Origin of the sequence: Pontiella desulfatans (genome assembly GCF_900890425.1) — a bacterium.
Lineage (GTDB): Bacteria > Verrucomicrobiota > Kiritimatiellia > Kiritimatiellales > Pontiellaceae > Pontiella > Pontiella desulfatans.
The window spans coordinates 727,997-742,787 of the sequence record NZ_CAAHFG010000004.1; the positions used below are offsets into that span (position 1 = coordinate 727,997).

The 14,791-nt window shown below is 58.8% G+C and carries 9 protein-coding genes; 4 read left to right on the top strand and 5 right to left on the bottom strand.

Annotated features, from left to right (window positions below):
- Positions 1 to 56: 56 nt before the first annotated feature.
- On the bottom strand, positions 57 to 740 hold the full coding sequence (locus tag E9954_RS28585; protein WP_136082709.1) for a PEP-CTERM sorting domain-containing protein: 684 nt from the start codon (positions 738 to 740) through the stop codon (positions 57 to 59).
- 212 nt (positions 741 to 952) lie between these two features.
- Between E9954_RS28585 and E9954_RS28590 the strand changes: the two genes are divergently transcribed.
- A complete protein-coding gene (locus E9954_RS28590) occupies positions 953 to 2,416 on the top strand; it encodes a hypothetical protein (RefSeq protein ID WP_136082710.1) in 1,464 nt (487 codons plus the stop codon).
- 63 nt (positions 2,417 to 2,479) lie between these two features.
- Here E9954_RS28590 and E9954_RS28595 read toward each other — a convergent pair whose 3' ends face one another.
- Genes E9954_RS28595 through E9954_RS28605 form a run of 3 tightly spaced genes read right to left on the bottom strand, consistent with a single transcriptional unit; the run spans position 2,480 to position 9,482 of the window.
- Positions 2,480 to 6,208 carry a carbohydrate binding domain-containing protein gene (locus E9954_RS28595; RefSeq protein WP_136082711.1) on the bottom strand — a complete coding sequence of 1,243 codons (3,729 nt, stop codon included), beginning with the start codon at positions 6,206 to 6,208 and terminating at the stop codon, positions 2,480 to 2,482.
- Between the two features lie 11 nt (positions 6,209 to 6,219).
- Positions 6,220 to 7,896, bottom strand: coding sequence for a sialate O-acetylesterase (locus tag E9954_RS28600; protein WP_136082712.1), 1,677 nt, complete (start codon positions 7,894 to 7,896; stop codon positions 6,220 to 6,222).
- A complete protein-coding gene (locus E9954_RS28605) occupies positions 7,893 to 9,482 on the bottom strand; it encodes an MFS transporter (protein WP_136082713.1) in 1,590 nt (529 codons plus the stop codon). The genes E9954_RS28600 and E9954_RS28605 overlap by 4 nt, the downstream gene beginning before the upstream one ends.
- Positions 9,483 to 9,636: 154 nt before the next feature.
- On the opposite strand from E9954_RS28605, the gene E9954_RS28610 reads away from it, so the two are divergent.
- Positions 9,637 to 10,833, top strand: a complete 1,197-nt coding sequence (locus E9954_RS28610) for a glycoside hydrolase family 130 protein (RefSeq protein ID WP_136082714.1) — start codon at positions 9,637 to 9,639, stop codon at positions 10,831 to 10,833.
- Positions 10,826 to 12,319, top strand: coding sequence for a sulfatase-like hydrolase/transferase (locus E9954_RS28615; RefSeq protein WP_136082715.1), 1,494 nt, complete (start codon positions 10,826 to 10,828; stop codon positions 12,317 to 12,319). Before E9954_RS28610 ends, E9954_RS28615 begins: the two co-directional genes overlap by 8 nt.
- A gap of 79 nt (positions 12,320 to 12,398) precedes the next feature.
- Here E9954_RS28615 and E9954_RS28620 read toward each other — a convergent pair whose 3' ends face one another.
- On the bottom strand, positions 12,399 to 12,974 hold the full coding sequence (locus E9954_RS28620) for a hypothetical protein (protein ID WP_136082716.1): 576 nt from the start codon (positions 12,972 to 12,974) through the stop codon (positions 12,399 to 12,401).
- A 202-nt stretch (positions 12,975 to 13,176) separates the two neighbouring features.
- Here E9954_RS28620 and E9954_RS28625 point away from each other — a divergent pair, with 202 nt between their 5' ends.
- A complete protein-coding gene (locus E9954_RS28625; RefSeq protein WP_136082717.1) occupies positions 13,177 to 14,787 on the top strand; it encodes a MotA/TolQ/ExbB proton channel family protein in 1,611 nt (536 codons plus the stop codon).
- The last annotated feature ends 4 nt before the right edge of the window (positions 14,788 to 14,791 follow it).

Here is a 14,791-nt window from a genome sequence, read left to right on the forward strand (position 1 = left end):
TAAGTTTAGTCTGGCGATCAAAAAAAGCGCCCGATCTCCGGGCGCAGGTCAAATGATTAAACCATGAAGATTCTGCGGATGAACAGGATTCCACCACCGAACAGCCCGATCATACCCATGGTGGCCGGTTCCGGGATGGCCACCCATTCATCACCGACAGCGAAATTGGAAACCGTGGCGGTGTTGCCACTTCCGCTATTATAGTTGATGTCCACGGCAATGGATGAGATGCCGGAAATTACGAGGTCGTTGAGCGTAATATCCGCCGTTCCTTCCGAAGCGGCGGTTGCATTTGCACCGAAGAATATTTCGACGGTTCCTTTGTTCCATGCCTCGTTGGAGACTTTGATTTGGTAGTCCAGGTCGCCAGCTGCAACGGTTTGAGACAAATCTACCTGGTTGCCGGCTGTTCCTACCCAGTAGCCCCAGTTGTTATCGCCTCGCTGGTTCCCGATGGATATTACATTCGCATTTCCACTATTCAGAAGCTGCAGTTTAAAGCCTGCCTGCCAGGATGCCGGGTTGTAACCTGCGCTGATCGTGCCGGTATAATACCTTGCAACGGTACCGATATCCGCCGTGTTCGGATTGGTGAAAATTCCGACTCCACTTAGTGCAGAGGGTGTATTGCCTGTGGCATCGAGAGCGTATGTCCCATTGATTGCCGGGGTGTTATGGATAATTGTGGCCGATGCAATGGAAGCCGCCATTGCCGAAACGAGGATTAGTTTACCTTTCATATATTTGCTCCGCCCTTGGTTGAAATCGTGAAATACATCGAGTTCTGCTAGTTGTATAGCTAAACAGGTTTAGTCTTTCCAGAAAAAAGCGGAACTATTTAGCTCCCATGCGAATAGGGCATGGGTTGAAAGGTATCCCGAAATAAGAAGAACCATTAATAGACCAAGTTGAATCTTGTCTTTGCTATATATATTTAGCATGGTGCGGGGCAATGAACAGAACCTGTCCCATTTCAAGAAGGGTTGCGCTTGCCATCACAATGCTGAGCCTTGTTGCCGGCGCCGTTGCCCGCATGCCGATCGGTTCCAACTTCTGGAACATCAGCTGGCACCAATGGAACGATGTTTTTGCCAATGGCTGGAACAACGTGAGCGGCGATAATCCCTGGAACCCGCAGTTCCTCACGGAGACCGACTTCTACAAAGTGCTGCGTTTCATGGACTGGGATGAGATCAATAATTCCACCCGCGTCAACTTTTCCGAGCGCACGCTCAAGAGCGCATCATCGCAGAACCCGGTCGCCTACGAATGGATGATCGACCTTTGCAACCGCAACCGCGCCGATCTCTGGCTCTGCATCCCGCACCAGGCCACGCTCGACTATTCCCTGCAGCTTGCCCGCCTCGTGAAGTACGGCAGCAATGCCTCCGGCGTATCCTACACCTCGGCGCAGGCCGATCCCGACAACCCGCCGCTCGATGCGCAGCTGAAGGTCTACGTTGAATATTCCAACGAAACCTGGAACGGCGGATTCTCCCAAAACCCCTATTGCAGAACCATGGGCGTTGCACTTGGGCTTCCCGGGCAGAATGGGCAGCCGGTCAATGAATACTATCAGGGCTGGGCATACCACGTCTACCAGGGCATCCGCCACTTCGAACAGTTCGAGTCCGTTTTCGGCGCCAACAGCACCCGCGTGATCAAGACGCTGGCGGGGCAGGCCGGCAACGCAACCGTGGCCGAACACCATCTCTACTGCCTGACCAACTCCCTGTGCAATCCGAACGGCGTGTCCGTCGATGCCTACGCCATCGCTCCCTATTTCGGGAAGGATGTCGATGGCAACGACGCCGATGCCCTCGATCAACTGCGGGACGACATCACCAACGTTGCGCAACGTTGCGCCGCCCACGCCCAACTGCTCGAAGGCTCCGGTATTGAACTCATCTGCTACGAAGGCGGGCAGCACGTCACCTCCGGCTCCTACGTCGTCAACCAGGATCCCGAAATGCATTCCATCTACACCGACTATCTCGAAGCCATCGACGACTATGTCTCCGGCGCGTTCGCCCACTATGTGCACGTCGGCAGCGCCGGCCTCCAACACAGCTGGGGGGCCATGGAATACACGGGGCAGCCGGTAACCAACGCCCCCAAATATCACGCGCTCGTCGATTACTACAGCAGCGGCATCCAGATTATTTCGAACGCCGTCATGCAAACCCTGCCCGTCTTCAAAATGACCGTCCACCCCGGCACCAACCAGACGTCGGCCTTGCACCCGGTCTCCACCACTAATCTCGTCGATGGAAGCTGGACGGCTGTTGAACACGCCGACAATCCCTACGGTGCCTACACCATCACCAACCTAAGCCATTCCGTCTCCGATGAAGCCGGCTATACCATCTACCTCAAGGTTGAGGAAGATACCGAACTCTTCGGGGTTGCGAAGTAGCACGGATATCCGATCCGTGTTCCGTTCTTCCGGGATACTCGCATCGGATATGCGAGCTACTCCTCAATTCGCCATCCGCCCCGTCACGACGAGGTCGGAGCCTTCGAGCTTGCCGATGCCGCGGGGATCCTTGCCCCAGAGGTAGAGGCGGAATTCGACGGGCTCCTTCAGCTTTTGCAGCTCCTTGATGCCGCTGAGGTCGGCGATGGCCGGAACGCCCTGGCCGGAGTGAAAGGTGTGCCCCTTGATTTCGTCATGGGGTTGGATGTCAATTTCGCGGAAGCGGCCGCCGATGCTGTAGCGCAGCTCGAATTCCAGGGGTTCTTTGCCGAAGTTCCAGAGACCGATCTTCAGCTGGTCGAGCGCGAGCGCCATGTTTTTGCGCGGCTGAATCGTAAAGCCGATGTATTCTTTTTCATCGGCCTCGGTGGTTTCCTTCCAGAACTCCTTAGGCATGGCGGCGAGGCCGTCGTTGTTATAGTAGGGATTATCGGTTGGCAGAAATCCTTCGCCGAAGGAGAGCACGGGTTTTTCGATGGCGCCCATGAAGCGGGTGGCCGCCAGGGTTTCCGCTTTCGGGAGCCAGACGTCGGTTTTTTCCAAGGGTTGGAAATCCCATGAGGCGACGGGAATCTGTTTGCCTTCGGGCACGGTGTATTCCACCACGGCGCTCTGCCGTCCGCACTTGAGCGCAACGCTGCCGCTGCCGCTCATGTTGTCGACCGCTACATCGTAGACCGTGCCGTAGCTTCCTGGTACCGGCTCAACCGACGCCGTGCGGTTGGCGCCCGATGTGCCCGCCACCTGAAGCTCCTGCAAGTTGCCGCTCGGTAGCGCCACGCGGAAGCGGATCGGATCGGCCTGCGTCTTGGCGACCTGTCCGGGGGCAAGGTTTACGAAGGTCGCATCATCTCTCCACTTGAGCCATTCGACATCCTCAAAGACGTAGAGGAAGGTCGAGGCGGGCGGCAGGCCGCGCGCATCCGCGCCGGTCGTTTCGTTTACAGATAAGTTGGGGGAATAGGTTTTGGCATCAAGTTCAATGCGTTCGACCTTCACTTTGTCGGAATCGAGGTTGTGGTCGGCCGGCATGCCGGTGGTGCGGTAGAGCGTGATGCCTTTTGCCGAGCGGAAGGGGAGCTGGATCTGAACGGGGCTGAAGCCGTCGCTGTCGGTCTCCGGGTAGCCGTCGACCTTGCGCGAGAGCACAAACAGGTTGCAGCGGTTGCCGTCTTTGGTGGCATAGGCCGAAACCAGCGGATCGGTCAGCGACTGCACCATCAGGAAGTCGCCGGTTCCCTCGTTGTTGAAGAGCGAGAGCAGCTTCCACGAGGGATAGGCCTGCCCGCCGTTTTCCATGCGCGCGTGGCTCGTCCAATAGTTGCGGTTGCGCTCGAACGTGAAAAAGTTCTGCAGCTTGAATCCGAGCAATCCTTGCGCGAGGAAGGCGTCGAGCGTGGCGGTTCCGGCGGCGAGCGATTTCATCGTCTGCGCTTCCTGTTCGACCTGCTCCATCGTCATGTCCACGCCGTTGAGTCCATTTATGTTGTAGCCGGGGCCACCTTCGTAGGTGCCGAGCGCGGCTTTAACGCCGGCGGCTTTCATCGAGGAGTTGAGTGTGAGCGCGCGCGGGATGGACGCGCGCTCGGCAATTCCCAGCGCGTCGGAATAACCCTTCGGCCCCGGTTTGGCGGGCGGGGCGCCCTCGTCCCATCCGCCGTTGTACGCGGCAATCAGCACATGCTCCGAGCTGGGGCTGAAGCGTGCCGCCGCCTGGCCGTAGCCGTTGGTGTCGGTTTGCGATGCCCAGCCGCCCAGCACAAACTCAAACTTCTCTTCCGCTGTTTTCGACCAGTGCGGGCTGCTGCGGAAGAGGTCGATCACATATTCCTGGAAGAGGCCGTAGACTTCGCCGTTGATATATTTCCGCCCTGAGGCTTCGTCAACCAGGGTGACGCCGTTGAAGATCCATGGCTTGAAAATCGGGTTCCATGTTTCGTTGCCGACCTCGAAAATGATGCGCTCAAATTCATCGAGATAAGGTGCGGCCTGACCCTGCTGATGGCGTTTGAAAGCCCATGGTTTGGCATCGGCGGAATCCTTGGCGGGATCGAACGGGGCGCACATATATTCCACGAAGCCCTGCCACTCGGTTTCATCCATGCACATTTCAATCTGCAGCCATGGATCCAGCCCGGCCTTTTTCATGATGGCCAGCTGGTTGGGCAGGGTGTTGAAGCTGTTGGCCTTTTTTCCGCGCCATTCAATGCCGCCCGCCGGATTGGTGAAGCCGTCCATGCTGTAGCCGTGCTCGGTTTTGATGTGCGCGTGGGAGCGGAAGGCCGACATGCCCGATTCACGGAGCGCTTCGTAGTCCTCCGCCGGATAGTCCATGAAAGCCGTGCCTTTTTCATAGACGCGCCAGTTATCGATCCAAATCGTTCCGGGGCCATTGAAGGCCAGCGCCATCAGGCCGACGCCCGCCGCTTCGTCGCCCTGCAGTTTTTCCGCCACGCGGAATTCGCCGGTATGTTTTTTCCAATCATTGGAAAGCGGATATTCCAGCGGTTGGAAACTATCCTCCAGCGGCCCATCTAAACGGAAGGTCGCCGACGGCTTTGCGAGGCCGTCATGCTTTGCCCAGAATTCGACCACGTATGTCTTTTCGGGGTCGAGCACGGGATACCAGTTTTGCTTCAGGCCGGCATGGTTGTGTTTGCGCAGCGCCAGCTCCTCGGAATCCTCCACCTCGATGCGGACGCAGGTGCGGCCGGAGTGTTTCAGCTCCTCGGGCGCGTCGGCGCTGTGCGGCTCCAGTTTCCAACGGCGGGTCGGCGTATCCTTGAAGTAGGGCTGTTTGATCTGTTCCGGGATGGCGTCGAGCACGCGGTTGCTCATCATCTTGTCGCGGTCAAACTCAAGGATTTCGTGGTCAACGAAAATCAAATCGTCGGTCTTGATGTGCTGGGCCGGATCCGCCGGGGAGGTTTCGAGGTAGATATGGTTGCCGCGGTGCGTGGCCGGGTTGTAGTCGGTCTTGGCAATCTGGTAGCCGATAAGGTTTGGATCGGAGACAGCATCCCACTTCATGCGGATTTCGCCGGTGGCCGGATTGAGCTGCGCGCGGAAGTTGGACGGGGCGCCCGGAACGGTTGCGCCGACCGGCTTCCAGGGGATGCGCTGGGGAGCAATGCGGTTTTGCGGTGTTGTTGGCGTTGAAGGATAATCTTCCGGAATTTGGATGCGAACGGCGTTCGATACAGGTGAACGGTTGCCGTCCTTGTTGACTGCCACAACGGCGAACCAGGCATCGCATCCCTTGCGCGACCATTCGGCGATATGGGTCGAAGCCTGGGTGGCGGAGGGGGCTACCAGCTTTCCGGCATAAAGGCCTTCGACCCCGTAGTTCCAGTCTTCGACCACATATTCCTTCACACGGTCTTCGCGCACCTTCATGAGCTTGCCGTTGCGCACGCGGTAGATGCGCACCTTCGCGCCGTCATAAAACCCCGTGTGCTTCGAGTCGTAGTAGCTCATGATGTTGCGGTCGATCCGGATATCGTTCGGCGAGTCCGCCAGCGCGTGCCATTTGGTGCGTAGCGAGATCGGCTCAAAGTTGCCGCACTTGAGCAGGGCATTCACGGGGCCTTCCGCCACGGTGAAGGTGTAGGCGCCCGGATTTTCCGCCACCACCATCGGCAGCACCCGGAACCGCGCTTCCGAGGTGGTTTCTGCAATGCACGTCGTTGCCAGCACACCCGCAAGTGCGCCGGCCGAATACCATTTGCTCATGCAAAACTCCTTTAGGGCTGGTGGGTTTTCACCTTGTAGAATCCAGCCGATTCCACGCTGTGAACCGTATCGGTGTAGATGTCCGTTGGGAAGGCCAGGTTGGAGGCAATGCAGCTGAACGGATCTTCCGCAAGGTCGCCCGTCCAGTAGACATCGAACACCCAGTTCGACTTGGCTGTCCAGCCGATGATGCCGGCGGAAACAATGGTAAGGTCAATTTCGGGCGCAACGACGTTGAGGAACGGTGCGGCCAGGCGGTTGCCGAACGTGATCTGCCCTTCGCCGTCGAAGTGCCAGGCATCGGTCATGGGGAGATCGTCCGTATCAACCCACGTGGTATCGGCAAAAGCGGTTTGCGCGGCGCGGATGTCGGCCAGCTGCTGGCTGTACCAAATGGGGCCGCGTAACTGGGTGTCGGAAATATAGTCGCCCTGGGTGTAACCGCTGCGGTCGACGCCGGTGGGGCGGATGACGGAGGGGTCGAGCTGGAAGCTGGTGCGACCCAATACAATCGGAAGGTCGGGAGTGCCCAGTTTGGTGCGGACTTCCGCGAAGAGGTTGGTGGTATTATTGATGTAGGCCGCGTTGCCCTTGAGCGTGCCGTTGGAGTCGTCTTCGCCCTGCATCCAGAGGAAGCCGCTCCATTCATAGCTGTCGATGTCGCCGGCGGTAACCTGCGCATTCAGACGTGCCTCGATATCGTCGATCCGATCCATCAGCGCGAGGTAGCCCACGTGCTCGCCCCATTGGCCGGCAACGGCACCAGGAGCCCAGTAGGCGGATGATGTTCCGCCTTTGAACACTTTTACGATGGCGATGCGGTTGGAAATGAACGAGCCCTGAATGGCGGTTGCAAACGACATTTCGGGCCCGAAGGTTCCGCCCGCGACTTCCAGCTGTCCCCAGTCGGTGGCGGCGGTGCCGTTGGTGATGGCGGGCACGGAGGCTTCGTCGTACCAGATGGTTGACCGGGCATCGACCAGCGAAGGATCGGTGAGGTCGGCCGCATGGCCGTGGCCTTCCATATTGGACTGGCCGGCCATCAGGAACACCTTCACATGTTTCGGGTCTTCGCCGCCGGGGCCTGCAAGATCCACGGTGCCGTGGAGCGTTGCGGCGGACGGCTTTGGCCAGCCCACAAAATTGCCATCGGTCGAGAGCCCCGCCCAAACCCATTGGTTCACACCGCCGAAGGCCACGCGGAACTCAAGCGGAGCGGTTATGGCGTCAAAGGCCGGCGCGCTTAGATCAACGTTTGCCGTTGTGTAAATGATGGTTGGGATATCCGTGCCCGATGCGAGTGCGGTTGTGAAGTTGTCCGCGCTGCTGTACACCGCCCAGTCGGTATTTCCATCCTGAACGGAGAAGACAAGATCGAGCGAGTCGAGATCGAGCTTGTAGCCGCTGTCGGGCGTTACGGTGAAGGACATATATTCGCCATTGGCGAGGGCGGCGGCGGGGGTGGCTTGCGTCCAGTCCACGGCAACGAAGCGGTTGGCCACCTTGTTGTTGTTTGCCGAGGTCATGGTGAGGTCGCTGGCGGTCATGTTTGCCGCACCGGCGGTGTCGGAAACGGAGGACGATCCAACAACAGTCGCTCCTTCGGTGTCGTAGCGGGTCAGGGTGTCGGCCTGGGTGGTGGAGAGGGCAAGCAGTCCGGCGAAGAGGGTTTGTATTATTTTTTTCATGATGCGGTTCCTTCGGTTTTACGTTTGGCAAGTTCAGCTTTTATCTCCTGCATGCGCGCGGCGGTGAGGGGATAGTTGTGGAGTACAAGCAGGGCGGTGGAGAGCATGACGGCGGGGACGATGCTGTAGAGAATGCGCATCCAGAGGAAAACACCGTCCGCCTGGGCCGTTCCTGCTTCGGCATTGAAGCCGGTGGCAACGAGCACCGCGCCGGCTGCAATGAACTGCAGCGAGCCCATGCCCTTCATCATAAAGGCCATCACCGCGCCGAACATGCCTTCGCGGCGGGTGCCGGTGGCCAGCTCGTCCACGTCGGTGACGTCGGCCATGAGGGTGCTGAGCACGGTGTAGACGCTGGAGATGCCAAGCGAAAAGAAGAAGGGCAGGATGTATTGGTATTCGGGATGGTCGGGATTGATGGCGTACCATTTGAGGGCGGAACCGATGATCATCAGCACGATGGCGGCGCGCAGGGCGTTGTGTTTCCCGACCTTTTTGCACATCCAGGTAATGAGCGGGATGGCGGCGAATCCGAGCGCCCAGCCGAGCGTGCCGATTTTTCCGGTCATGGCGGCACCGCCGAGTTTGTCGCCGTCGAACACATAGTAGATGTTCAGGAAGATGCCGAGCTGCATGAAGATGCCGATGGAAAACTGGAAGATCAGGTAGAGTACCAGGATTTTCAGGAAGTGGACATTCCTGAGCGTGAGACCGATGGATTTGAAGATTCCGATATGGTTTGCATCCGTCCGCTTCGGAGGTGCCGCGTGGGTACGTTCCTTCGAGAAGCGGAAAAGCAGCACGGTGGTCAGAGCCATGATGCCGGCGGCGATCATGGAGAAGGCCGTGATGCCCCGGATCGCGTTGGCGAAGAAGGGCAGCATGCAGAACGGCAGGATCCATGGGTTGATCAGCCCGGCAATCTGCTGGAACGCCGCGCGCCAGGCAACCACCTGCGTGCGGCCGTGGTAGGAGGGGGAAAGCTCGATGCCGAGCGCATAGTAGGGCACCGAAAAAACAGTCTGTGCGGTGGCCAGCAGCAGGGTGGCGAAGATCATATAGAGGATGACCGTGCGCTCGGCTTCGGTACTTTCCCCGAAGGCGCCGAAGCCTTCGGCCGTCTTTGTCCAGACCGATTTGCGACCGGCCTGTTTCGGCGCGGGTTTTTCTGCTGCCGGCTTTTCAGTTTCGACCGGTTGTTCGGCGGCCACCTGTTCGATGACGGGTTCCGGCTTTTCGTTCGGTTCGATCTGGATGTCGCCCGTCGGCAGGAAGAGCCAGATCAGCATGAAAATGACCGACATGGAGAGGCCGCCGCCGAGAATGAACGGGCGCCGACGGCCGCGCTTGCTTTTGGCATTGTCGGAAATGTAGGCCATCACCGGATCGGTCACGCCGTCCCATAGCGTTTTGAGGGCAATAATCAGGCCGACGAGCAGGGGGTTGATATGGAGCGCAATGATCAGGATCGGGGAAACGATATAGAAGAAGTTCATGCAAAGCTGGTTGCCCAGCCCGCCGACTCCATAGCAGATGACCTCTTTGCGGGGGGCGTCCTGCTGCTCGATTTTGGTCTCTTCAGTCATGCATAATCCGAATTTGCTAAAATAGTTTAACTTGACTATGTGTACGGTCTGGATATGGTCATTGCAAGCTAATTTAAACGAACTAAACAAATTTAGTTGAACAATGCGCCGTTTCGGCCTACAACGTTTATTCAATCGCTAGACAGGAATATTTATGGATCTATTCAATCTGCCATTCGAGGAAAAACGGGCTCTCTTGAAGGCCGGGCACAAGAAGCTGCTTTCATGTCCGAACCGCTTGGACGATTCATTTTATAACGGCATCTACCAACGCTTTAAAAACCCGGTGCTGACCCGCAACCATGTTCCGCTGGAGTGGCGCTACGATCTCAACCCCGAAACCAACCCGTTCCTGATGGAGCGGCTCGGCATTAACTGCGTATTCAATGCGGGCGCCATCGAGCACGAGGGGAAAATCCTGGTCGTCACCCGTACCGAAGGCAACGACCGCAAATCATTTTTTGCCATCGCCGAGAGCGACAGCGGGATCGATGGCTTCCGTTTCCGGGACGAGCCGGTCGACCTGCCGGAAACCGATGTGCCCGATACCAACGTCTATGACATGCGGTTGGTGAAGCACGAAGACGGTTGGGTCTACGGCCTCTTCTGCACCGAGCGCAAGGATCCCGCCGCTCCGGCGCACGATACCTCGTCGGCCGTGGCCATGTGCGGGCTGGTGCGTACGCGCGATCTGAAAACATGGGAACGGCTGCCCGATCTCGTTTCGGAATCGCCGCAGCAGCGCAACGTGGTGCTGCACCCCGAATTCATCGATGGAAAATATGCGCTCTATACCCGTCCGCAGGACGGTTTCATTGAAACCGGTTCCGGCGGCGGCATCGGCTGGGCGTTGTGCGACTCCATGGAAAATGCGGTCATCGGCACCGAGAAGGTGATTGAAGAACGCGTCTACCATACGATCAAGGAATCGAAGAACGGCCAGGGGCCGGCTCCGCTGAAAACGGCCGCAGGCTGGCTGCACCTTGCGCACGGTGTACGCAACACCGCCGCCGGCCTGCGCTATGTCCTCTACCTGTTCATGACCGCGCCCGACGATCCATCCCGCGTCATCCACCGCCCGGGTGGGCATTTCATCGCGCCGCTCGGAGTCGAGCGCGTTGGCGATGTTTCCAACGTGGTTTTTTCCAATGGTTGGATCCTGCGCGATAACGGCGAGGTGCTGATTTACTATGCGTCGAGCGATACCCGCCTGCATGTGGCCGCTTCAACCATCGACCGGCTCGTTGACTATTGCATCAACACGCCGGAGGATCCGCTGACCACGCGCGGCTGTCTGGAGCAGCGGCAGGCACTGATCCGCCGCAACCGGGCGGGAGGGTTCTGTGAATAGGCGGGCGAAAAATCTGATCATCCTGCATTCCGATGAGCTGCGCGCCGACGCGCTCGGCTTCATGGGCAACCCCGATTGCAAAACGCCGAACCTCGACCGCTTTGCCCAACGCTCCACGGTATTCAACCGGCATTTTTCCGTCTCGGCCAAGTGCGTGCCCAGCCGGTGCGCCATGATGACCGGGCGCTACGCCCACGCCGACGGCATCCGCACGGTCAACGAAACCAACCTGCTGCCGCCCAACCGCCCGAACCTGTTGCGCCGCCTTTCGCTGGCAGGCTATGAGACGGCGGTGTTCGGCATCAACCATGTCTGGGAAAACTTTTACGGCGACAATAATAGGAAGAGCTCCGGCGTCGTTGATTACCAGTCGTTCGAGCCCAACGATTTCAAGCCGCTGCTTTCCAAATCCTGGAAGGTGCAGCAGCCGACCGAAGAGAGCCGGTCGATCACCGTGAACGGCGGGGCGGTCAACCTCGAGGTCTACCGCCGCACCAAGCCGCTTGAATACTTTTGCGACGACAACCGCGCCGAGCAGGCCGTCCATTACCTGGAAAATGTACGCGACCGATCCAGGCCGTTTTTCATGCAGCTCAACATCAGCGCACCGCATCCGCTTTACGAAGTGGAGGAGCCGTATTTTTCGATGTACGATCGCGAGGCCATCAAGGCCTACCCGCATGAACTGCCGGAGAACCCGCCGCTGTGCATCGAGAAGATGCGCGAGATCCGTGCCGGCAAGCATGCCTCCGAAGCCGACTTCCGGCAGATCCAGGCCGTCTACTACGGCATGGTTACCAAGGTTGATGAGCTGATGGGGCGCGTGCTGGACGTAATCGAAAAGCAGGGCCTGCTCGATGATACCGTTGTTGTGTTTACCTCCGACCACGGCGACTTTGCCGGGCAATACGGTCTGCCTGAAAAATGGGATACGGCGATGCAGGACTGCCTGCTGCACGTTCCGTTCGTCATGCATGTTCCGGGCATGGAAGAGGGCCGGCGCATTGAAAGCATGAGCGAGCACGTCGATTTTACACCGACCGTGCTGGAGCTGTTGGGGCTGGACGGCGACTGGAATATCCAGGGCGAATCGCTGCTGCCGATCATCGCCGGCGAGAAGCGCAAAGAGGCGGTCTTTGCCGACGGCGGCCATGAGGCGCCGATGCGCGAACGGTTCAACGTGCCGCTGACCGAGGCGCACGACGGCATCGAACGTCCGGCCACACAGGGCAAGCAGGAAACCTATTCCAAATATCCCGACACCATGGCGCGCACCCGCATGATCCGCACCGACCGTTGGAAGCTCATCATGCGCGAGACCAACGACTCCGAGCTCTACGATCTCGAAAACGATCCCGACGAACTTTCCAACCTCTGGAACCGGCCCGGCCTCGAAGCTGTCTCTCACGACCTGCTCGTGAAACTCCTGCGCTGGAGCATCCGCACCGCCCCCGAGGGCCGCTACCAGGAAGACGTCGGCGCCTAACCCACTTCCGCGGTATAAAACAAAAGCCCGCAACCGATCAAGGTGGCGGGCTTTTTCGTGTTGCGTGGTTCGGGGGAACCTATTCGGCGGGATTCTTGGGTTGTTTCTTTTTCTTGGGAGCGTCTTTTTTCGGCTCCTTCTTCTGCTCGGCCTTTTTCTTCTTGTCGGCTTCGATCCTGGCCTTTTTCTTTTCCGCCTCAAGCTTGGCTTTCACTTCGCGGTCGCGTTCCGCCTTGTGGCGTTGCATCAAATCCGCATACCGCTCCCGCTGGGTCTCGATCAATTTCTGGCGTTCCATGTGGTGTTTCTCGGCTAGCTTTTGGTGTTCCATTTGGCTTTGCTCCACCATGAGCTGGCTCTGCATCTGCTGGCGTTCAGGGGTGGAGAGCTTTCCGTCGCGGTCGAAATCGAAGCGGCGCAGCATTTCCCGCTGGTTCTTTTCGGCGGCGGCCTTGCGCTTGGCACGTTCCTGCTGTTCGCGTTTTTCACACTTTTCGCAAACGGATTTCCCGGCATGTTCCTTTTTCGCATGCTCTTTCTTGTTGGGTGCGTCCTTCTTCCCTTTCCCGTCCTTGTCGCCATAGGCGGTTGGGATGGTTCCGGCGAATGCCGTGAGCAGGGCGGTTGCCACGATGGTTTTGCATACTTTGTTCATAGGGTCTCTCCTTGGTTGACTGTGTCTATACAACGTCCAGGCGCCCGGGGTGTTGGACACGGCCGGCCGGCGCTTTCAGATCTTAACAAATATTGGATTTATCATGGCAACAAGGATTCATTCTGCCATAGTGCGCGGCATTGTCGTAGTGTGGCGGCGTGTGGCGCGGCATGGCTCACGCCTGTAGAAGAGAGGTTGATACATGGCGAAGAAGAACGTTTCCCCGATCATGACGTGGACTTTCTGGAGCATCCTGGTGCTCGCGGCTTTCCTGCTGATTACCTGGGATCACTTTGTTGAGGCATTCACGCTGGACTCGAGCAAGATCACATGGCTGATCATGGGCTTCTTCATCTATGGTTTCGGCTCCTCCTTCTTTGTGGCGCTCTATCTCCAGTCGGAATTCAAGGCCCTGCTGGCGATGGACGATGCGCAGCACATTGGCGATGCCAATTCATCCGATGTCGCCGCCATGTTCGATTCCGCCATGGAGCGCATCCGCCGCAGCGAGCGCATCGAGGTGCGCACCCTGGTTTCGGCCTATGGCGCCAAGATCAAGGCCAGGGTCGACAACATCCATGTGGTGGCCAGCATGCTCATCACCATCGGCCTGCTCGGCACCGTGGTTGGGTTGATCATGACCGTCAACGGCCTCGACCAGGTGCTGCAATCCAATAGTGCCGATTTCGCCACCATGAAGATGGGGCTAACCGATACGGTTTCCGGCATGGGCACCGCCTTCTACACCACCTTCATCGGCGCCCTGCTCGGCGGCGTGGTCTTGAAGGTGCTCGGTTCCGAAATGCGCAAGTCGGGCCTGAAACTCGTGGCCGACACCCTCGCGTTCAGCGAACTGTTCATTTCCCCGCAATTTGCCAGGAAGGCCTCGGAATCGCTGGTTGAAATGGAGGCGCGCATCTCCACCCTCGGCGAACAGCTGGGCAAACTGGGAACCAGCCTCGGCAGCACCATCGAAACGCTCGATTCCAAGCAGGCCACCCTGGCCGAGGGGCTGGGCAATCTGGTTGAGACGGTCGACAAGACCAGCCGGCAGGCCAACGAAAGAACCGAGGCCCTCGTGGCCACCGTGGCCAGCTCCATCGAAGAGACCTCCCGCCGGGCCGACGAACGCCTCTCCACCATCACCACCGCCCTCGCGGAATCCAGCGCGAACAACGCCGAGAGCACCCATGCCCTGATCACCGCCATCGCAGAATCCGTCGAAGGCACATCGCGCCGCGCCGACGAGCGGCTCGGCACCATCTCCACCACGGTCGGCGGCGCGATCGAGCAGAGCGCGCGCCACGCCGCCGAACAGCTGGAAACCATCGTCGGCTCCGTCCAGGAAAACTTGGCCGCCTCCACCGGCCGGATGGCCGGGCAAGTCAAGGAGCTGGTCGAGGCCAGCAAAAGCACGGTCGAGGAAACCAGCCGGCTCGCCGACGAACGCGCCACCGCTACCGCCGAGCGCATCGGCGCGATGGTCGATACGGCAAACCAGCAGGCCGACGAGCGGATCAAACTGCTCGCGGAAACCGTTGGAAAGAACGCCGACGAAGCCAACCGGCTTGCCGACGAACGCCTCCAATCACTATTGAGCTCCATCCGCGCCACTCACGAGGAGGCCGACAAACAAATGGCGGGCTTCGTGGAGAACGTCGAAAAAGCGGTCGAAAAAACCCGGCAAGATGCCGAGCAGCGCCTCAATGCCAAGGCCGCCGATCTGGCCAACAAGTTGAACGAAGCCGCAACCATGCTCTCCGGACTGGTGGCCGCCACCGCGGAAGAGCCCAAGGAAGCCAAAGGGGAATAGGGTC

Bases quoted from the DNA above. Each gene is read 5' to 3' on its own strand.
- E9954_RS28590 (WP_136082710.1), top strand. From the start codon at position 953: ATGAACAGAACCTGTCCCATTTCAAGAAGGGTTGCGCTTGCCATCACA.
- E9954_RS28610 (WP_136082714.1), top strand. From the start codon at position 9,637: ATGGATCTATTCAATCTGCCATTCGAGGAAAAACGGGCTCTCTTGAAG.
- E9954_RS28600 (WP_136082712.1), bottom strand. From the start codon at position 7,896: ATGAAAAAAATAATACAAACCCTCTTCGCCGGACTGCTTGCCCTCTCC.
- E9954_RS28625 (WP_136082717.1), top strand. From the start codon at position 13,177: ATGGCGAAGAAGAACGTTTCCCCGATCATGACGTGGACTTTCTGGAGC.
- E9954_RS28620 (WP_136082716.1), bottom strand. From the start codon at position 12,974: ATGAACAAAGTATGCAAAACCATCGTGGCAACCGCCCTGCTCACGGCA.
- E9954_RS28595 (WP_136082711.1), bottom strand. From the start codon at position 6,208: ATGAGCAAATGGTATTCGGCCGGCGCACTTGCGGGTGTGCTGGCAACG.
- E9954_RS28605 (WP_136082713.1), bottom strand. From the start codon at position 9,482: ATGACTGAAGAGACCAAAATCGAGCAGCAGGACGCCCCCCGCAAAGAG.
- E9954_RS28585 (WP_136082709.1), bottom strand. From the start codon at position 740: ATGAAAGGTAAACTAATCCTCGTTTCGGCAATGGCGGCTTCCATTGCA.